The 20,245-nt window shown below is 66.4% G+C and carries 16 protein-coding genes and 1 pseudogene; 8 read left to right on the plus strand and 9 right to left on the minus strand.

Translation table 11 applies throughout. From position 1 onward, the window contains the following. Positions 1–39: 39 nt before the first annotated feature. Positions 40–3,384 carry a transglutaminase family protein gene (locus VNW74_RS22150; RefSeq protein WP_325680777.1) on the plus strand — a complete coding sequence of 1,115 codons (3,345 nt, stop codon included), beginning with the start codon at positions 40–42 and terminating at the stop codon, positions 3,382–3,384. 14 nt (positions 3,385–3,398) lie between these two features. After that, positions 3,399–6,065, plus strand: a complete 2,667-nt coding sequence (locus VNW74_RS22155) for a circularly permuted type 2 ATP-grasp protein (protein ID WP_325680802.1) — start codon at positions 3,399–3,401, stop codon at positions 6,063–6,065. A 15-nt stretch (positions 6,066–6,080) separates the two neighbouring features. Here VNW74_RS22155 and VNW74_RS22160 read toward each other — a convergent pair whose 3' ends face one another. Together VNW74_RS22160 and VNW74_RS22165 are read right to left on the minus strand one after the other, a co-directional pair. After that, on the minus strand, positions 6,081–7,136 hold the full coding sequence (locus VNW74_RS22160) for a putative zinc-binding metallopeptidase (protein ID WP_325680779.1): 1,056 nt from the start codon (positions 7,134–7,136) through the stop codon (positions 6,081–6,083). Further along, on the minus strand, positions 7,129–8,082 hold the full coding sequence (locus VNW74_RS22165) for a transglutaminase family protein (RefSeq protein ID WP_325680804.1): 954 nt from the start codon (positions 8,080–8,082) through the stop codon (positions 7,129–7,131). Before VNW74_RS22165 ends, VNW74_RS22160 begins: the two co-directional genes overlap by 8 nt. Positions 8,083–8,191: 109 nt before the next feature. On the opposite strand from VNW74_RS22165, the gene VNW74_RS22170 reads away from it, so the two are divergent. Together VNW74_RS22170 and VNW74_RS22175 are read left to right on the plus strand one after the other, a co-directional pair. After that, positions 8,192–8,581 (plus strand): MmcQ/YjbR family DNA-binding protein, encoded by a 390-nt coding sequence (locus VNW74_RS22170; protein WP_325680780.1) that lies wholly within the window; start codon positions 8,192–8,194, stop codon positions 8,579–8,581. A 264-nt stretch (positions 8,582–8,845) separates the two neighbouring features. Continuing rightward, positions 8,846–9,289, plus strand: coding sequence for a transglycosylase family protein (locus VNW74_RS22175; protein ID WP_325680781.1), 444 nt, complete (start codon positions 8,846–8,848; stop codon positions 9,287–9,289). Positions 9,290–9,372: 83 nt separating this feature from the next. On the opposite strand, the gene VNW74_RS22180 is transcribed toward VNW74_RS22175, so the two are convergent. After that, positions 9,373–9,810: a nitroreductase family deazaflavin-dependent oxidoreductase gene (locus VNW74_RS22180; RefSeq protein ID WP_325680806.1), complete on the minus strand. Its 438-nt coding sequence runs from the start codon at positions 9,808–9,810 to the stop codon at positions 9,373–9,375. Between the two features lie 141 nt (positions 9,811–9,951). Further along, positions 9,952–11,736 (minus strand): aspartate--tRNA ligase, encoded by a 1,785-nt coding sequence (aspS, locus tag VNW74_RS22185; RefSeq protein ID WP_325680782.1) that lies wholly within the window; start codon positions 11,734–11,736, stop codon positions 9,952–9,954. A gap of 58 nt (positions 11,737–11,794) precedes the next feature. On the opposite strand from aspS, the gene VNW74_RS22190 reads away from it, so the two are divergent. Then, the gene (locus tag VNW74_RS22190; RefSeq protein ID WP_325680783.1) at positions 11,795–12,688 is read left to right on the plus strand and encodes an oxidoreductase; all 894 of its coding nucleotides are present in this window, start codon (positions 11,795–11,797) and stop codon (positions 12,686–12,688) included. An 8-nt stretch (positions 12,689–12,696) separates the two neighbouring features. Here the strand turns inward: VNW74_RS22190 and VNW74_RS22195 are convergent, their stop codons facing one another. Continuing rightward, positions 12,697–13,275, minus strand: a complete 579-nt coding sequence (locus VNW74_RS22195) for a hypothetical protein (protein ID WP_325680784.1) — start codon at positions 13,273–13,275, stop codon at positions 12,697–12,699. A 166-nt stretch (positions 13,276–13,441) separates the two neighbouring features. On the opposite strand from VNW74_RS22195, the pseudogene VNW74_RS22200 reads away from it, so the two are divergent. Further along, positions 13,442–13,593 (plus strand): annotated as a pseudogene (locus VNW74_RS22200) (SRPBCC family protein); the annotation flags it as partial. 14 nt (positions 13,594–13,607) lie between these two features. On the opposite strand, the gene VNW74_RS22205 reads toward VNW74_RS22200, so the two are convergent. After that, complete coding sequence (locus VNW74_RS22205) at positions 13,608–15,104, minus strand: carboxylesterase/lipase family protein (RefSeq protein WP_325680786.1); 1,497 nt, start codon at positions 15,102–15,104, stop codon at positions 13,608–13,610. A gap of 71 nt (positions 15,105–15,175) precedes the next feature. Between VNW74_RS22205 and ypfJ the strand changes: the two genes are divergently transcribed. After that, positions 15,176–16,054: a KPN_02809 family neutral zinc metallopeptidase gene (ypfJ, locus tag VNW74_RS22210; protein WP_325680788.1), complete on the plus strand. Its 879-nt coding sequence runs from the start codon at positions 15,176–15,178 to the stop codon at positions 16,052–16,054. 1 nt (position 16,055) lies between these two features. Here the strand turns inward: ypfJ and VNW74_RS22215 are convergent, their stop codons facing one another. Continuing rightward, positions 16,056–17,069 (minus strand): Rv2578c family radical SAM protein, encoded by a 1,014-nt coding sequence (locus tag VNW74_RS22215; RefSeq protein WP_325680790.1) that lies wholly within the window; start codon positions 17,067–17,069, stop codon positions 16,056–16,058. A gap of 126 nt (positions 17,070–17,195) precedes the next feature. Here VNW74_RS22215 and VNW74_RS22220 point away from each other — a divergent pair, with 126 nt between their 5' ends. Continuing rightward, positions 17,196–18,224: a hypothetical protein gene (locus VNW74_RS22220; protein ID WP_325680792.1), complete on the plus strand. Its 1,029-nt coding sequence runs from the start codon at positions 17,196–17,198 to the stop codon at positions 18,222–18,224. Between the two features lie 95 nt (positions 18,225–18,319). Here the strand turns inward: VNW74_RS22220 and VNW74_RS22225 are convergent, their stop codons facing one another. Further along, positions 18,320–19,468 (minus strand): hypothetical protein, encoded by a 1,149-nt coding sequence (locus tag VNW74_RS22225; protein ID WP_325680794.1) that lies wholly within the window; start codon positions 19,466–19,468, stop codon positions 18,320–18,322. Between the two features lie 611 nt (positions 19,469–20,079). Continuing rightward, positions 20,080–20,245: WXG100 family type VII secretion target (locus VNW74_RS22230; protein WP_325678548.1), on the minus strand; the 166-nt coding region annotated here is incomplete at its 5' end.

Below are 20,245 nucleotides of genomic sequence, written 5' to 3' on the forward strand. Positions count from 1 at the left end.
TGCTGCGGCGGTGTGGCTGTTGTGATGGGATCAGCGGTTATGACCATCAAAGTTGCGCTGGAGCACCGCACCAGCTACACCTTTGACCGGCCGGTCCGGGTGTATCCGCACGTCGTGCGGCTGCGCCCGGCGCCCCACTCACGCACGCCCATCGAGGCCTACTCGCTGCGGATCGAGCCGGCTGACCACTTCATCAACTGGCAGCAGGACGCGCTGGGCAATTTCCTTGCAAGGCTGGTGTTTCCGAATCCCACCAGTCGGCTGACCATCACCGTCGGGCTGATCGCCGACCTCAAGGTGATCAACCCGTTCGACTTCTTCATCGAGGACTGGGCCGAGGTCTGGCCGCCCGGCGGCCTGACCTATCCGAAGGCGCTCGCCGACGACCTCGAACCGTACTTGCGGCCGGTCGACGAAGCCGGCGACGGCTCCGGGCCCGGTGAACTGGTCACCGAGTGGGTGCGGGACTTCTCGGTCCGGAATGGCACCCGGACCATCGACTTCCTGGTCGCGCTCAACCAGGCGATCAACGCCGACGTCGGCTACAGCCTGCGGATGGAGCCCGGCGTGCAGACGCCGGATGTCACGCTGCGGACCGGCATCGGCTCATGCCGTGACTCCGCGTGGCTGCTGGTGTCGATCCTGCGTCAGTTCGGATTGGCCGCCCGGTTCGTGTCCGGCTACCTGGTACAGCTGGCATCCGACGTCCAAGCGATCGATGGGCCGTCAGGGCCGGCCGCGGACTTCACCGACCTGCATGCATGGGCGGAGGTGTACATCCCCGGCGCGGGGTGGATCGGCCTGGACCCGACGTCGGGACTGTTCGCCGGCGAGGGCCACATCCCGCTGGCGGCCACGCCACACCCGGCGAGCGCGGCCCCGATCACCGGCGGCGTCGAACCGTGCGAATCGGTGCTGGAGTTCTCCAACACCGTCACCCGCGTCCACGAAGACCCCCGCGTCACGCGGCCCTACACCGACGAGGCCTGGCGGACGATCTGCGAGGTCGGACGCGACGTCGACGAGCGGCTCGCCGCCGGCGATGTTCGGCTCACCATCGGCGGCGAGCCGACTTTCGTATCGGTGGACAACCAGGTCGACGAGGAGTGGACCACAGCCGCCGACGGTCCGCACAAGCGCCGGCGGGCATCCGATCTAGCCGCCCGGCTGAAGGCGGCGTGGGCCCCGCAGGGGCTGATCCAGCGCGGCCAGGGCAGGTGGTATCCCGGCGAACCGTTGCCGCGCTGGCAGATTGCCCTGTACTGGCGGACCGACGGGCAGCCGCTGTGGACCGACAACACGCTGCTGGCCGACCCCTGGGGCAGTGACTCGAGTAGCCAACCCGCGGACCCCGCCGACAATGAGGCGGCCTACCAGCTGCTCGCCGGCATCGCCGACGGTCTGGGACTACCGCTTTCGCAGGTCCGGCCGGCCTTCGAGGACCCGCTGTCGCGGTTGGCGGCCAAGGTCCGGCAGCCCGAGGGCGACCCGGTGGCATCGGACGACGACCTGGCCGAGGACACCGTTGCCGGCCGGGCCGCACTGCTGGCACACCTCGACGAGCCCACCACGCCCGCGGCGGCGTTCGCGCTGCCGTTGCACCGCCGCGACGACGACCTCGGCTGGGCCAGCGCCGACTGGCGACTGCGCCGCGGCCGGATCGTGCTGCTGGACGGGGATTCGCCTGCGGGTCTGCGGCTGCCACTGGATTCGATCAGTTGGAAGCCGCCGCGGCCGTCCGCCGTCGCCGACCCGACAGCCGTCGGCGACGTGATAAGCCTGTCCGACGGCGAAACATTGCTGGAGGACCCGGATGACTCGGCGACCGCGCCGATCACCGCGATGGTCGCCGAGGTCCGCGACGGGCTGCTCTACGTGTTCCTGCCGCCCACCGAGGCGCTGGAGCACTTCGTCGACCTCATTGCCCGGCTCGAGGCCGCGGCCGCGAAAATCGGCTGCCCGGTGGTGATCGAAGGCTACGAACCGCCGCCGGACCCGCGGCTGACGTCGACGACGATCACCCCTGACCCCGGGGTGATCGAGGTCAACATCGCACCGACGGCCAGTTTCGCCGAGCAGCGCCAGCAGCTGGAGACCCTTTACGAGCAGGCCCGGCTGGCCCGCTTGTCCACGGAGTCGTTCGACGTCGACGGCACGCACGGCGGCACCGGCGGTGGTAACCACATCACCCTGGGCGGCATCAAGCCCGCGGACTCGCCGCTGCTGCGCCGCCCCGACCTGCTGGTCTCGCTGCTGACCTACTGGCAGCGCCACCCGTCGCTGTCCTACCTGTTCGCCGGCCGGTTCATCGGCACCACGTCGCAGGCGCCGCGAGTGGACGAGGGCCGCGCCGCGGCTCTCTACGAACTGGAGATCGCGTTCGCCGAAATCGCCCGGCTCGCGTCCTCCTCCAAGGACGGCGGCGCACAACCCTGGGTGACCGACCGCGCGCTGCGCCACCTGCTGACCGACATCACCGGCAATACTCATCGTGCCGAGTTCTGTATCGACAAGCTCTACAGCCCGGACAGCCCGCGCGGCCGGCTGGGCCTGTTGGAGTTACGCGGCTTCGAGATGCCGCCGCACCTGCGAATGGCGATGGTGCAGTCGCTGCTGGTGCGTTCGCTGGTGGCATGGTTCTGGGACGAGCCGCTGCGGGCTCCGCTGATCCGGCACGGCTCGAACTTGCACGGGCGATACCTGTTGCCGCACTTCCTCATTCATGACATCGCCGACGTCGCCGCCGACCTGCGCGCGCACGGCATCCCGTTCGAGACCAGCTGGCTGGATCCCTTCACCGAATTCCGCTTCCCACGCATCGGCACCGCGGTGTTCGACAGCGTAGAGATCGAGCTGCGCGGGGCGATCGAGCCGTGGAACACCCTCGGCGAGGAGGCGACCGCCACCGGCACCGCCCGCTACGTCGACTCGTCGGTCGAGCGCATCCAGGTCCGCATCATCGGCGCCGACCGCGACCGCTACCTGGTGACATGCAACGGCTATCCGATGCCGCTGCTGGCCACCGACAACCCCGACATCCACGTGGGTGGGGTGCGGTTTCGGGCCTGGCAGCCGCCCAGCGCTTTGCACCCGAGCATCACGGTTGACGGCCCGCTGCAGTTCGAGCTGGTGGACCTGGCCACCGGAACGTCGCGGGGCGGCTGCACCTACCACATCGCCCATCCCGGCGGCCGCTCCTACGACGAGCCCCCGGTGAACGCCGTCGAGGCCGAGTCTCGCCGCGCCCGCCGCTTCGAGGCCACCGGCTTCACCCCGGGCAAACTCGACCTGTCCGACATCCGGGAAAAGCAGGCCCGAATTTCCACCGACATCGGCGCGCCGGGCATCCTTGACCTGCGGCGCGTGCGTACCGTTCTGCGGTAATGGCATCGGCTGAAATGGCATTACCCTCCAGCGAGCCGTCGGCAGCTTTTCGCCACCGCTCCGACGTCGACCGGCTCCTGGCCGGCTATCGCGCCGCGCGGGCGCAGGAAACCCTGTTCGATCTGCGCACCCCCGGCTTAGCGGGCCCGGTCATCGGCTACGACGAGTTCGTCGACGCTGCGGGAAATGTGCGGCCCGCCTGGACCGAGCTCGCCGACGCTGTCGGGGAGCGCGGAAGGGCCGGGCTGAATCGGCTGCGCTCGGCGGTGCATCAACTGGTCGACAACGACGACATCACCTACACCGGAATCGAATCCGACACCCGGCCCGCAGTCGATGGCAACGGCGTCGAGCCCCGGCCCTGGCACCTGGACTCACTGCCGTTGCTGGTGGCCGCGGCGGACTGGGAAGTACTCGAGGCCGGGCTGCTCCAGCGGTCGCGCATGCTCAACGCCGTGCTCGCCGACCTGTACGGGCCCCGCCGCTCCCTCACCGAGGGCGTGCTACCGCCCCAACTGCTGTTCGCGCACCCCGGCTACGTGCGCGCCGCCGCCGGAATCGAGGTGCCGGGGAACCACCAACTCTTCATGCACGGCTGTGATGTCAGCCGGTTGCCGGGCGGCACCTTCCAGGTCAACGCCGACTGGACTCAGGCGCCTTCCGGAGCCGGCTATGCGCTGGCGGACCGACGGGTGGTCGCGCACGCGATGCCTGACCTTTACGAAAAGGTCGCGCCCCACCCGACGACGCCGTTCGCGCAGGCGCTGCGATTGGCGCTGATCGACGCGGCGCCCGACGGCGTCCAAGACCCGGTGGTGGTTGTGCTCAGCCCGGGCATTTACTCCGAAACTGCTTTCGATCAAGCGTATCTCGCGACGCTGCTGGGCTTTCCGATGGTGGAGAGCGCGGATCTGGTGGTACGCGACGGCAAGGTGTGGATGCGCTCGCTGGGCACGCTCAAACGCGTCGACGTGGTGTTCCGCCGCGTCGATGCGACCTACACCGACCCACTGGATCTTCGAGCCGATTCCAGGCTGGGCGTCGTCGGTTTGGTGGAGGCGCAACACCGCGGAACGGTGACCGTAGTCAACACGCTGGGCAGCGGGATCCTGGAAAGCCCTGGGCTGCTGCGGTTCTTGCCCGAGCTGGCCGAACGGTTGCTCGGCGAAGCACCGCTGCTGGCCACCGCGCCCAGCTACTGGGGCGGCTTCGACAGCGAACGCTCGCATCTGCTGGCGCGGCTATCGTCGCTGTTGATCAAGTCCACCGTCGGCGGGCAAACGTTTGTCGGGCCGACACTTTCGACGGCGCAGTTGGCCGCGCTGGCTGCCTGCATCACGGCTACGCCCTGGCAGTGGGTCGGCCAGGAGCTCCCACAATTCTCCTCGGCGCCAACCAACTATGTCGGTGAGTTCTCGTCGGCCGCCGTGGGGATGCGGTTGTTCACGGTCGCTCAGCGGGGCGGCTATGCGCCGATGATCGGCGGTCTGGGCTACGTGCTGGCCGCGGGACCGGCCGCGTACACGCTGAAAACCGTTGTAGCAAAAGATGTCTGGATCCGTCCCACGGAACGTGCGCTAGCCGAGGCGGTCACCGTCACCCTGCCGCCGCTCGAGCCGCCGGTGAAGATGGGTGCGGGGACTTTGGCGGTCAGCTCGCCACGGGTGTTGTCCGACCTGTTCTGGATGGGCCGTTACGGCGAACGCGCCGAGAATATGGCCCGGTTGCTGATCGTCGCGCGCCAGCGTTACTACGAATACCGGCACCGCCAGCACACCAAAGAAAGCGAGTGTGTGCCGGTCCTGATGGCCGCGCTGGACCGGATTACCGGTACCGGAATCGGGTCGGATGACCACGCCGAGGCCATCGCCATCGCACCCTCGACGTTGTGGTCGCTGACCATGGACCGCAGCCGGCCGGGGTCGCTGGTTCAGTCGGTCGACCGGCTGGCCCACGCCGCCAGGGCGGTCCGCGACCAGTTGTCCAACGACACCTGGGTGGTGCTGGCCGGCGTAGAGCGCACGCTCGCGCACCGGGCGGAGCCGCCGGATTCGCTCGTCGAGGCCGACACGGCGCTCGCCGCGGCCCAATCGCAGACGTTGGTCGGGATGCTGACGTTGGCCGGGGTGGCCGGGGAGTCGATGGTGCACGACGTCGGCTGGACGATGATGGACATCGGCAAGCGGATCGAGCGCGGACTTGGCCTGGCGGCCTTACTCGGTGCCACCCTGACCACCGTCCGCCCTGCCGCCGCTGAGCGAACGATCATCGAGTCGACCCTGGTGGCGTGCGAATCGGCGGTCATCTATCGCCGCCGCACGGTGGGCAAGGTCAGTGTCGCCGCCCTGGCCGAATTGATGCTCTTCGACGCGACGAACCCGCGGTCGTTGATGTATCAGCTGGAGCGACTACGGGTCGACCTCGGCGACCTGCCCGGCTCGTCGGGATCGTCGCGGCCGGAGCGAATGGTCACCGAGGTGAGCACCCTGCTGCGCCGGTCGGATCCCGCGGCACTGGAAGCGGTTTCCGCCGACCGACGCCGCGCCAAGCTGGCCGAGCTGCTGACTGCCGTGCATACCGCGTTGCGCGAACTGGCCGACGTGATCACCGCGACGCAGCTGGCACTGCCCGGCGGAATGCAACCGCTGTGGGGGCCCGACGAGCGTCGGGTGATGCCGTGACCGGTACTGCCGCGGCTACCCGCTGACCGCCGCGGGTTTGCCTGCCGCCGAGGTCACCTCGTCGATCACCGTGTGGATGAACTTCATCTTTTCCAGCACCGCGGTCGGCAGCACGAACGGGTACAGATCGTCGTGGCCCATCGACCGGTTCACCATGTTCAGCGACCACGAGAGCGGTAGCCACATGTCGATGATCGTCTGAAAAGCGCTGGGGCCCAGCGCCGGCCGGTCGAACGTAGCGGACGCCGCCGCCAGCCCGCACCAGGCCGACGTGTCGAGAGCGTCGCGGATGTGCAGGTAATGGGCGAACGTCTCAGCCCAGTCCTCGGCGGCGTGCATGGTCGCATACGATGACACGAACCGCTTCTTCCACCCCTCGGGCGCGCCCTCGCTGTAATGGCGGTCCAGCGCCTCCTGGTAGTCGGCGTCCGGATCACCGAACAACTCGCGGAACCGCGCGTCGTCGTCGCTGGACGGCGAGATCAGCCGATAGAAGTAGTAGTGCCCGACCTCGTGGCGGAAGTGTCCCAGCAGGGTGCGGTACGGCTCGTCCATCTCGACCCGCAACTGCTCGCGGTGCACGTCGTCGCCTTCCGCGAGATCTATTGTGATGACCCCGTTTTCGTGGCCGGTCAGCACCGTCTCGTGTGCGCTGGACAGCAGCCGGAAGGCCAGGCCGTAGTCGGGATCCTGATCGTGGCCGACAATCGGCAGTTTCAGCTCGTGCAGCTCGGCGACCAGCCGACGCTTGGCGGCTTCGGCTTGGGCGAACTCCGCGAGGCCGGCGGTGTCGGCGTCATTGGGCCGTTCGATAGTCAGCGCGCACGACACGCAGAGCAGGCGAGGTTGATTGATCGGGACCAGCCAGTTGCATTCGGCGACATGACGATTGGCGCACAGTTCGTGTTCACTGGCGCTGACGAAGCCAGCCTTGTCGGCGTCGTCGCCGGTGGTGATCACCAGCAGGGCCATCTCGTCCAGGGAGAAACCCAGAGTGCTCCCGCAGGCCAGGCACGCCGAGTTCTCGAACGTCAGACGTTGGCCGCAGTTGGGGCAGTGGAAATCACGCATACGGCTCGTCACCTTCGTAGGGCACGACGTCGACGGCGACGTGGATCACGCTCTTCTTGGAGTTGGTGTAGATGATCCCGCGCAGTGGCGGCACGTCGGCGTAGTCACGACCCCGCCCGACGACGATGTAGCGCTCGTCGACGATCTGGTTATTGGTGGGGTCTATCCCCAGCCACTCGAACCGCCCAGGCGGTTGCGGGGTCCAGACCGCGGCCCAGGCATGGGTTGCGTCGACACCGATCATTCGGTCCTTCCCCGGTGGTGGATTGGTGGCCAGGTATCCGGAAACGTAGCCAGCCGCCAACCCGTTGGCTCGCAGGCAGGCTATTGCCAGCCGAGCGAAGTCTTGACATACCCCTTCTCGGGCCATCAGAACCTCATTGACTCCGGTGGAGATCGTCGTCGAGCCGGCTCGGTAGGTGAAGTCGGTGTGGATCCGTGACGTGAGGTCGCGCAGGACGTCGATCAGTGGTCGTCCGGGCGCGAAGCTGGAAGTGGCGTACTCGCGTATCGCGTCGGTGATCTCGGGCGGATCCAGGTCCAGCGCGAACTCGGTGGCCAACGCGCCCTGCACTCCCACTGGGCGGGACTGCTCCCAGGGAGCCTGCGCCGGCCCGCTCCCCCAACGCTCGGGCGGAGACGGGTATACCTCCACGATCGACTCGCTGGTGATGGTCAGGGTCTGGTGCGGCTCGGTGACATGGAAATACGAGCTGATGTTGCCGTAGGTGTCACGGCTGGTTGAGCTGTCGGCGGGTGCAGGTGAGATCCGCAGTTCGTGGAAAAGGCAGCGCTGCCGGGCCAGGTCACGGGGGGTCAGGAAGCCCCGCCCGTAGGAGCTGGTCACCACGTGGGAGTAGCGGTATTCGGTGCGGTGGGTGATCCGGTAGCGAGCGCCCGGGCCCGGCGGGTGCTGATCCGGTGCGAGCGGCTCGTCGGGAAGCACGAGATCGGCCACAGCTGCAACACTAGCCAGCCCCGGGCCGCGGCGACGCCCGAACAAGTCTGCGCGGCGATCGGCGCGCTGGCCACGCGATATGGGAGCACAATGAGTCATGGCCACGTGGGACGACGTCGCCAGCATCATCGGTGAACTGCAGCTCACCGACGAGCGGTCACCGCACGAATGGCGGGTCGGCAAGAAGCTGATCGCCTGGGAGCGGCCGCTGCGAAAGTCCGATCGGGAAGCGTTGGCCGCCTTGGAGATTGAACCGCCCGCGGGCGATATCCTGGGCGTGCGGGTGGCCGATGAAGGCGTGAAATTCGCATTGATCGCCGACGAGCCGGGTGTGTATTTCACCACCCCGCACTTCGACGGCTATCCCGCGGTGCTGGTCAACCTGGCCGAGATCGACGAACTGGGGCTGCGTGAGCTGATTGTCGAGGCGTGGCTGACGCAGGCTCCGAAACGGCTCGTGCAGGAGTTTCTCGGCGAGGTCAACTGAAAGCCGGCGATGCGGGACGCGTCGACCCAATAGTCACAGTAGTAACTCTGATAACACTAGCAACTTTAGCCACTCTAGATAACTCAATCACAACTGCGTAACTCTAGTAACGTTAGAGTACTTAAGTATCAATTACACCAACCGGCACACTAATTTACTTCTATTAACTCCAGCAACTCAAAACGCCGGTGCATCAAAGATCTCATTAAACGCATAAAGTCCCACCCGTTGACAATTTTCACGCTGATTTGTTACACGTGTTAAATGAGTTATTTACGGGGAGCACTGAGTATGCAAGCGGTGTGCAAGTCGCTGGTGCTATCCGCCACGGTCGTCCTGGCGATATCGGTGTTCATTGATCCGACTACCGGGGTGGCATACGCGGAAGGCATGGACTGGGACGCCGTGGCGCAGTGTGAGTCGGGCGGCAGGTGGAACGCCGACACCGGAAACGGGTTCTACGGTGGTCTGCAATTCAAGCCGTCCACCTGGGCCGAAAACGGCGGCATCGGTAATCCGGCTAATGCGTCGCGCGACCAGCAGATCGCGGTCGCCAACCGGGTGCTGGCCACCCAGGGGCCCGAGGCTTGGCCCAAGTGCGGCGGCAACCAGGATCTGTTCCCGATCGAAGTGATCAACATCCTGCGGTCCGGGCACCCGATACGCAGCGGGCTGCACAAGCTGTGGTCGCTGTCGATCCCGCAGTAGCTCAATTCGCGGAGCCGGGCGACGTGATCGGCCCGTGATCGGCTGCTCCGGTCGATCGGGTTGCGAGGCCGCCGTCTCGCCGGCTAAGCCGCCGGTTGCAGCTCGAAAACGGGGATGACCCGGGTCGTCCTCGCCTGATACTCGGCGAAACCCGGTGCCGCCGCGGTGATCGTAGGGAACAGCTCGTCCCGTTCCTCGGCCGGCAATTCGCGGGCAGTCACGTCCGAGGATTCGTTACCGATCTCGACCTGCGCCGACGGGTTAGCGCGCAGATTATGCACCCAGGCCGGGTTGACGTCGGCGCCCGCATAAGACCCGATGATGAGCAGCTTGCCGTCGATACGGAAATAGGCCAGCGGCGAGACTCGCGGCTGACCGGATTTGGCGCCCGTCGTGGTCAACAGCAGCAGGGCGGCACCCTCGAATTGGCCGCCGACCTTGCCGTCGTTGGCCCGGAATTCGTCGGCGACGGTCTTGTTGAACGCTTTGAGCGTTTCGGGGTCCGGGATCGGTTGGGCCATTAGCGCTGCCTCCTCGTCGCTTCGCCCCGCATCGTCGCCGAGGCGGGCCATGTCCCGTCAACCTAGCGGGGTCGGCCTTCTATTCCGCCACGCATGTCCCCGAGATCGACGCCGGCGCCGAAAAACGCGACAAATCGTGCGCTAACGTCGATCTCGGTGCGACTCGGGCACGACGTCGATTCCCGACTCCTTGCGCTGTTGGGCGGTGATCGGCGCCGGAGCGTCTGTCAGCGGGTCGACGCCGCCGCCCGACTTCGGGAAAGCGATGACCTCGCGGATGGAATCCGTGCCGGCCAGCAGCGCGACGATCCGATCCCAGCCGAACGCGATCCCGCCGTGCGGCGGCGCACCGAAAGTGAACGCGTCCAACAAGAATCCGAACTTCTCCTGGGCCTCGGCCGCGCCGATACCCATCATCGCGAACACCCGTTCCTGAATGTCGCGGCGGTGGATACGAACCGATCCGCCGCCGATCTCGTTGCCGTTACAGACGATGTCGTAGGCGTCGGCCAGCGCGCTGCCCGGGTCGGTGTCGAAGGTGGCCTCCGAATCCGCTTTGGGCGCGGTGAACGCGTGATGCACCGCGGTCCACGCGCCGGTGCCCACCGCGACGTCACCGGCGGCGGTGGCCTCATCGGCCGGTTCGAAGAGCGGGAAGTCCACCACCCAGGTGAACGCCCATGCGTCCGGGTCGATCAAGTTGAGCCGGTGGGCGATCTCCACCCGGGCGGCGCCCAACAACGTGCGTGACGCCTTGGCCGGCCCCGCCGAAAAGAAGATGCAGTCACCGGGCTGGGCACCGACGTGTGCCGCCAGGCCGGCGCGTTCCGCGTCGGACAGGTTCTTGGCGACCGGCCCGCCCAACGTACCGTCGTCGCCAACCAGCACGTACGCCAGACCCTTGTGCCCGCGCTGCTTGGCCCAGTCCTGCCAGCCGTCCAGCGTGCGGCGCGGCTGCGACGCCCCTCCCGCCATCACCACCGCACCCACATACGGCGCCTGGAAGACCCGAAATGTGGTGTCTTTGAAGAAGTCTGCGCACTCGACCAGCTCAAGCCCGAATCGCAGGTCGGGCTTGTCCGAGCCGAACCGTCGCATCGCATCCGCATAGCTGATCCGCGGCAGCGGCAACGGCAAGTCGTACCCGATCAACACCCATAGCGCCTTGACCACCTGCTCGGAAATCGCAAGAACGTCGTCGGCTTCGACGAAGCTCATCTCCATGTCGAGCTGGGTGAATTCCGGCTGACGATCGGCCCGGAAATCCTCGTCGCGGTAGCACCGCGCGATCTGGTAGTAGCGCTCCATGCCGGCCACCATCAGCAGCTGCTTGAACAGCTGCGGGCTTTGCGGCAACGCGTAGAACGAGCCTGGCTGCAGCCGTGCCGGGACCAGAAAATCGCGGGCGCCTTCCGGTGTCGAGCGCGTCATCGTCGGGGTCTCGATCTCGACGAAGTCGTGCGCGGCCAGAACCGCACGCGCCGCGGCATTTACCTTGGAACGCAACCGAATTGCCCCGCCGGGGCCGTCGCGCCGCAGATCGAGGTAGCGATATTTGAGGCGGGTCTCCTCACCGGCGGGCTCGTCGAGCTGAAACGGCAGCGGCGCGCAGTCACCCAGCACGGTCAGCGACGTCGCGTTGACTTCGATCTCGCCGGTGGCGATCTCCGGGTTGGCGTTGCCCTCCGGCCGGATCTCGACGACACCCTCGACGGCGATGCAGAACTCGGCGCGCAGCCGGTGGGCCTGGGCCAGCACGTCGGCGGCGCGGAACACCACCTGCGACACCCCCGACGCGTCGCGCAGGTCGATGAAGATCACCCCGCCGTGATCGCGGCGATGCGCCACCCATCCGGCCAACGTGACCTTTTCACCGGCATCGGCGGCCCGCAACGAACCCGCGGTGTGACTGCGCAGCACAAACACTCCTCGTAAACGGTGGAAACGACAGCCCAGTCTAGAGGCGGTAATTTCAAGGATCACCATGGATGTCGTCGGAAAAGTGGCGATTGTCGGTCCCGGCGCCGTCGGTACGACGGCCGCCGCGTACCTATATGCGGCCGGCCACCCGGTTCTGATCTGCGGCCGGACACCGCGACCACGGATCGAACTGCGGCCCGACGACGCCGAGGCAATCGTGGTGCCCGGCCCGGTCTGCACCAACCCGGCCGAGATCACCGAACCGGTCGGCGTGGTTCTACTCGCGCTCAAAGCCACTCAGAACGACGACGCCGGTCGCTGGCTGGCGCGGTTGTGTGATGAGCACACGATCGTCGTCGTCCTGCAAAACGGCGTCGAGCAGGTCGAGCAAGTGCAGCCGCACTGCCCGTCGTCGACGGTGATCCCGGGCATCGTCTGGTATTCGGCCGAGACGCAGCCCGACGGCTGGGTGCGGCTGCGCAGCGAAGCCCGGCTGGCGCTGCCGACCGGGCCCGCCGCAACCACGTTCGCCGAATTGTGGCGCGGTGCCGGCGGCACCGCCGACTGCGACCCCGACTTCGTCACAGCGGCCTGGCGCAAGCTGCTACTCAACGCGGTGGCCGGTCTGATGGCGCTCACCGGGCGACGTGCCGGAGTGTTCCGCCGCGACGACCTGGCCGCTCTGGCCAGCCGCTACGCCGCCGAATGCCTGGCGGTCGCCCGCGCCGAGGGCGCAAAACTGGCCGACGACGCCGCCGACGGGACAGTCGAGATGTTCCGCCAAGCAGCCACGGACGTGAGCACCTCGATACTCGCCGACCGCGAGGCCGGCCGGCCCATGGAGTGGGACATCCGCAACGGGGTGATCATCCGGAAGGCGCGCGTGCACGGCATCGCGACGCCGATCAGCGACATCCTCGTGCCGTTATTTGCGGCGGCCAGCGACGGCCCGGGTTAGCCGGTCCGTCAGAACCCGCCGTATGCCAGATCGGCGATGAACTGAATCTGGTCGGGGAGAATAAGTTGGTCGATCGCTGACACGGCGTTGTCGAACTCTGTGAGCCCGTAGTCGGTCGAGGGCAGACCCTCGATCGTGGTCGCGAGGGCGGTGCCGTCGGTGTAGTAAGTTTGCGCTTCGGTCACGGATTCGGCGACGGTCGTCGGAGTCGCGAAGTCAAACCCGAAACCTCCTGTCGCGGTGGGGGTAAAGTCGCTGGCCAGAGCGTTGGGCACCGATGTGTCCGTGAGCACACCCACCGTTCCCACGTCGAGAATGTCGGGGACCCCAACCACATCGTCGTCCAAACCGATGAAGAGCTGTGTGAGACCAGCCGCTGTATCGCCGTCGGCGAAATCCGTGGACGAGGTCGAGATAGCGGTCGCAGCGGCGGTTCCCTCGGCTTGAATGTCGGCGATGACGGCGCTGAAATCGTCGTCGGCACGAGCGGTCGGCGCGACTGCAGCCGAGATCATTGCCGCGGCCGCAAAAACACCGGCTGCGGCGCTAAGGCCGACCAGCACGGCCCGCGATCTCTTCTGGCCCATGGGAGACTCCCATCTCTCGAAGGCCCAAAGATAACGTGCCACCTGAGAAAACCGGCAGCAAGCCGCCATGATTTTCTCAGAATATAACCTGTTGTTCGCGGCAGGAGGTCGCGATGCGGGTCAGCGAAGGCGCCGGTTAGACACGTTAGGAGTGCCCATAACGAAGATGTTGCCCTGCGAACGCATCAGCATGAGTTTTACCGAGACCGCGCCGTACAGGTTCACCAACAGCGTTGACCTCGCGATCACACCAGAGCAGCTGTTGACGCGCTCGCCGACGCGGAGGCCTGGCCCTGCTGGGCGAGTGTGATCGCTGAGTCCAGAGACTTGGATCAGTACAAACCTGCCCACGCCGAGCGACGTGCGGCGTCGGGATCGTCGACGATGACGTCGGACGCCGACCGAATGACGCGGGTCGCCCTCCGCGGTGTGTCGTAGCGGGGCCAGTCATCAGACCAGGGCTGACCGCCCGACCAGCCGACGGTGGCAAAGTCGAGCCAGCTCCGCTGCATCCGACGGCCCACCGCGGGCGGCAACCACCGGCCCAACGGGTGCACCCGTCGGCCCAGGCGAGAGTCGTAACTGTGCTGGATGTGCACGATCTCGCTGCCATGCGCTGCGCCCAGGCCCAGCGCCCGCAGCGTCCACGGCGCGTGGTCGAACCGATAGACATAGGTAGGCGCGTGCGCACTGTAGGCGTCAGCGAACGCCCATGCCGGTGCGACGAACATGGCGTCAGCGCCGATGGCTTCCAGCGCGCGGCGGCGTGGGTAGCCGGGATAGGCGGCCAGCACCCGCGCCCGCGCCTGCGGCGCCACCCGGGTGAAATAGCCATCGATATTTGCCGGCGTCGTCGGCAGCATCGGCGGCTTGTCCCTGGCAAACAGCGACGCCTCGTTCTTGTTGGTTCCGATGATCAGCGGGATCCGGGCCACCGTGCCCGCCCGCGCCGCCTCGATCGGATGCCGCGGCAGCAGATCGACCCCGTAGGTCAGCCCATGCGCCAGCGTCGGCGTCGTCGCGATACTCGCCAGCTGCAGCTCGCCGGCGGCCCGTCGCAACTGACGCTGCGGCAGTTCTTTCAGCTCTTCCGCAGCTACGCCGAGCCGGCTGAGGAACCGCTGCGCCTGCTCGGCTCGCGTCGCGGGATCGGCGATCAGCGGCAAGGCAGGGCTCTGCGCGATCGCCCGGCCGAACAGCCCGTCGGCGGCCGGACTGGCCAGTAGCGCCAATACCGAAGTGGCGCCAGCTGATTCACCGAACACGGTGACCCGATCCGGGTCACCGCCGAACGCGGCGATGTTTTGTCGCACCCAGGTCAACGCGGCGATCTGATCGCGTAGGCACAGATTATTTTCGAATCCCGCGCCGAGGCCGCCCAGCTCGAAACCACCGAAAACCCCCACCCGGTACGTCACGTTGACCACGACCACGTTGCCGTCGGCGGCCAGCCGCGACCCATCGTAGAACTGCAGCTGGCCGGCGCCGCTGAGAAAAGCTCCGCCGGGAATCCAGACCATCACCGGCACCGAGCCAGACACATCCGGTGACCACACCGTCACCGTCAGGCAGGCCTCGTCGCGAATCTTCGGGTCGTTGCGGTCGCCCGCGACCGACGAGCGGCTCTGCAGCGGCAGCGGCGCGTGCTCGACGGCGTCGCGCACACCCGTCCACGGCACAAGCGGCGACGGCGCGGCGAATCGACGCTGGCCGACGGGTTGCTGTGCATACGGCACGCCGCGCCACACCGCCACGCCGCCTGTGACGGTGCCGCGAAGATCACCGACCGTGGTGTGGGCGAGAGCAAGAACTTCGGCAACCGCGGGCACGCCTGAATCGTAATGTGCAAAGCTGATCTTGCCGGGCTGCGCGGCACGCCATAGACGCAACGGAGAGTGCGATGACCTTCAACGAGGGTATGCAGATCGACACCAGCACGACGTCGGCATCCGGCGGTGGCGGACGGGGAATCGCTATCGGCGGCGGACTGGGCGGACTGCTGTTCATCGTGGTGGCCCTGCTGCTCGGGGTCGATCCCGGCAAGGTGGCCACTCAGCTGCCGGCGAGCACCAGCCAGGACGCAGCACCCGGGTTCGATCTGAGCAAGTGCCGAACCGGCGCCGACGCCAACCAATACGTGCAGTGCCGTGTGGTGGCTACCGGCAACTCCGTCGACGCGGTATGGAAGCAGCTGATGCGGGGCTACACCCGCCCGCGCACGCGGCTGTTCAGCGGCCAGGTCAACACCGGCTGCGGACCGGCCAGCACCGAGGTCGGGCCGTTCTACTGCCCGGTGGATCAGACCGCCTACTTCGACACCGGCTTCTTCGACGTGCTGCGCACCCAATTCGGTTCCAGCGGTGGCCCGTTGGCGCAGGAGTACGTGGTGGCTCACGAATACGGTCACCACGTGCAGGATCTGCAGGGAACTCTCGGCCGCGCCCAGCAGGGCGCCCAAGGTGCCACCGGCGGCAGCGTGCGCACCGAGTTGCAGGCCGACTGCTACGCCGGGGTGTGGGCGCACTACGCCTCCACCGTCAAGCAGGAGAGCACCGGCGTGCCATACCTGGAACCGCTGAGCGACAAGGACATTGCCGATGCGCTGTCAGCGGCGTCATCGGTGGGCGACGACCGGATTCAGAAAGCCGCCACCGGGCGCACCAATCCCGAGTCGTGGACCCACGGCTCTTCTGAGCAGCGGCAGCACTGGTTCACCGTTGGCTATCAGACCGGTGACCCCAACCAGTGCGACACCTTCCGCGAACCCAGCCTCAACTAGCTCAGAACAGCGTCGGCGGGGACGCCTCGGCGACCCGCTGCGGCGGGGCGGCGTCGAATCGTCGGTGATCGCCGCCCAACCCGTACTTGGCGATCAGCGGTGCCGCGCGCGCCCGTAGCTTGTCTCGGTACGACGGCGGCAAATATGCTCCGCGCCGGTACAATTCGCGATATTGCCCGACCAGTTGCGGTTGGGTGCGCGCCAGCCAGGACATGAACCAGCCACGGGTCGATCCACGCAAATGCAGCCCGAACACCGTGACACCGGTGGCCCCGGCCAATGCGATCTGGCGCAGCAGACCATCGAGATGCTCGACGGAATCGGTCAGATACGGCAGCACCGGTGCCACCATCACGTGGCAGTCCAGGCCGGCGTCGCGAACCGCGGCGATCAGCCCGAGGCGAGACTGCGGGGTGGGCGTACCCGGCTCGACCTGCTTGTGCAGTTCGGGATCACCGACCGCGAGCGAGACTGCGAGGCTGACCGGCACCTGCTCGGCGGCGTCGGCGATCAGCGGCAGGTCACGCCGCAGCAGCGTGCCCTTCGTCAGAATCGACATCGGCGTGCCCGACCCCGCGAGTGCGCCGATGATCCCCGGCATCAACGCATAACGCCCCTCGGCGCGTTGATAGGGATCGGTGTTGGTGCCCAACGCTACGGTCTCGCGGCACCACGACCTTCGCCCCACCTCGCGGCGCAGCACGTCGGCGACGTTCGTCTTGACGACGATCTGGGTGTCGAAGTCGTTGCCGCAGTCCAGATCCAGGTATTCGTGAGTGGGCCGGGCGAAACAATAGCGGCACGCATGCGAACAACCGCGGTAGCCGTTGACCGTGTATTTAAAGGGCAGGACGGCAGCAGCGTCGGGAATTTTGTTCAGCGCGGACTTACACAGAACCTCGTGGAATGTGATGCCGTCGAACTGAGGCGTCCGCACGCTGCGGACGAAACCGATGCGTTCCAATCCGGGCAGGGCGCCGTCATCGACCTCGATGTTCTGGCTGTCCCACCGCACATCCTATTCGAACGCCTGTTCGACTGGTTTGTCAACCCTGCCGCTGCCTGCCGACGGCGACATTCGCCGACCCGCGCCTCGCCAATTTGCCTGCGGCCGCCAGGTTGTCATTTAAGCTGGTCCACCGTGGGGTCTCATTCTGACGATCCGGATAATAATAGGAACCTCAAGTGGGCGATGGGCGCGGTCGGCGCGGTCGCTGTGCTGGCGACGGTCGTCGCGGTGGTGTTGCTATTCGGCGGGGGTGGCTCGGGGTTGCCGAAAGGGGCTCAATCCGATAACGGCTCGGGCCAGGAAGGCGCGGCCGCGGTCGCTAGTGCCAAAGACACCGGGCCGGTCGCCGTGATCACCGAGGATCCCAGCTGCGCGGCGTGGACATCGATCAATAACGAGCTTGCGCACAGCGGCGATGGCCTCTGGAACCAGCGGGATCGATCGGTTCCGGCCTCGGCGTGGACGCCGAAGCTGCGTGCGCAATTCATCGCGGCGGCGCAGTCGATGCGCGGTGCCGCAGCGCAGGCGGTCGGCCTGGTCAAGCTGACGCCACATCGGGTGATGCGCGAGCTGTACCAGCAGTTCATCGCCTACGCGCGCGCGTACGCCGAACGCGTCCCCAAGTACACGCCGGCCGACAACAACCTGGCGGGTGCCGCGAACAGCGCGTCGTCTGCTTTGGGGTCAATCTGCGCTGCTATCAGCGATGGTCCCGCGGCTGCGCGCGGTCCGCTGGTGCCGCCTGCGGCGCCACCGTCGGACATCGCCCCGGTCGGTAATCCCGCTAACCCGCAGCCCTTCCTCACGACCACCAATCCTGTTTGCGATGACTGGAAGTCGGCGTTAGATCAGTTCGCCAAGGACACCGCCGCGTGGCAGAAGATGGATCCCAACATTCCCGCGATCTACTGGAATCGCGAGCAGAAGGCCGTCAACTATGGGGTTGCCCAGGTGATGAACTCGTATGCCGGCAAGCTGGAACAGCTTGGCCGGCAAAGCGATAACGCTCTCTGGCAGGATTTGGCCAACCTCTCCGCACAGTATCGCCGCGCATTCGTTGTGTCGCTGCCCACCTACACGCCAACCGATAACCACTTGGCCAACGCCGCTAACTACGCATCGACCACCATCCTCGGCGCGTGCGCCGCGGTGGGCATGTAGTCATCTGGCCCGATCCGACCGTAGCGCCACGGCGAACGCCTCTGGGAGAGTCCGCCGCGGCGTCACGCTCGGATCGGCTTGCTGGGGCCTATATCTCAGAACAGCGAGAAGACATCAACGACCCAGCCGCTGGCGTTGGGTGCCAGGTCGCCGGTCAGCAGCGACGTAATGTCCGCTACGGCGTTGGGGTCCAACGCCGAGGCGAAGTCGCCCAACGCTGTGCTCGGGTTCAGCAGAGAGCTGATGTCCCCAACCAGGTTGGAATCCGCGCTGGCACTGCCGTCGGCCGTCACTAACTCCCTGGCACGCTCCGTGATCTCGCGTGCGACCGTCTCGGTTGCCTCACGCTCCGTCTCGATTGTCCCGTTTTCGCTCAGTAGCCCTTGCGCCGACTCCACTTGCATGATTGCCGCCAGGGCGGATGCTGCTGGCCCGTAGGTGGGGCCACCGCCATCGTCACCGAGGTCATATCCGTTGAGGAATGCGTTCACGACTGTGGAGCCTGCATTCTCCAGATCAGTCACGGCCAGGGTGTCGTTGCCGTTTTGCAGCGCATTGACGATGTCCTGGCTGACCCCGGCGAACGCTTCCTCAGCGGCGTGCGGCGCGAGCAGTGGAGCCTGCACGAGCTCGCTAAACCACTGGGGGATGGAGTCGTCGCCTCCGACTCCGATGACGTTGGTTTGGTAGGCGTTGTCCGAACTCAGCACGTTCTCGACGTTGTTCGCGATTGACTGAGCGACGTCAAAGAATGCGTTGTCCAGAGGCCGGCTCACGCTCAGCGGCGTCTCGGTCAGGTACTGGGTGATGATCTGGTCCGCTTGGTAGACGTCCCCGGACGTCAGATCGCCGAGAGCCTTCGACAGCACGTCCGGCCCGTCTTGCAGGGCGCTCACCAGGTTGGTGGCGGATGTCTCCGCGCCCGTCGCCAGCTCATTCCCATAGTCCAGCTGGTTGGTGATGATCGCCGACAGGATCGGTGTGGGGTCACCGGTGAACTGCGAACCGATCGTCTCAAGGTTGGAGAGGGTGTTGGTGGACACGTCCGCCCAGGTCGCGGTCGGGAACTCCTGACCCTGGGCGAAGTCGCTGCTGAGATCGGCGCCGAGGGCGTCCACAGAAGCGAGCTGCACTGCGCGGGTCTGAATCTCCAGCGCCGGCGGTCCGAGCGGAGCGGCGGCGATAAAGCCGGCGCCCGCCACGACAACACCGGCGGTTACGTACGGACGAAGACCGAGCTCCATAGACATCTCCCTTTAACGGCGGCCGACCTCTGTCGAGTCACACCCCTGGACTCGCGTCGAATACTAGCTGAGAGCAGTCTGAGAACCATCCGAAAACACGAACTAAATTTCCCGAATTTTGGATGTCTTCGCCGAGTCGCTGGAGTGGGGCCTTTTGGCCGGATTGCCGGCTGTCAATCGTTGATGGTCAGCGGCAGCCAAACAGGCGGTGGACACTCGAACGGCAGTCCTGGCGGTTATCAGCGGCCGGATAGCCTGCTCAGCCGCCTGCGGGGCTAGCTACGCTGGCTACGCTTATGCCGGCGGTCCCCTTTACGGACCAATCGCGAAGCGGGTGGCAGCCTTTGGTGATGGCCGACTTTCGCCCGATCTCCGCTACTTAACCAAGTTCAATAGCGGCTGAGATTAGCCTGAGAATCGCCCCGTACTAAAACGCCAATGCATTGTGTTGCAGCGATGACGTCAAAATCCAGCTGACATGGATTGGCCGCGCCAGATCGAATAGTCAAGAGGCGCAACCGGTTTCGCCAATAGCGCAAGCAGCGCGATGCCTATGAAAAATATTGTGGCCCGCACACCGTTGGGTGCGCGGGCCACGGGGTTGGTGTTTGTCAGGCCCAGCTGGAGCCGACGGCGGAGTCGGTGGAGCTCATGTTGTTGCCGGCGTTTTGCACGCTTTGGCCGTGGGAGTTGGCTTGCTGGTAGATGACCTGGAAGTTGCGGCCCAGTTGGGTGATGAACTCCTGGCAGGCCACCGAACCCGAGCCGCCCCAGAAG

The sequence above is a fragment of the Mycobacterium sp. genome (assembly GCF_035570115.1).
Classification (GTDB): domain Bacteria; phylum Actinomycetota; class Actinomycetes; order Mycobacteriales; family Mycobacteriaceae; genus Mycobacterium.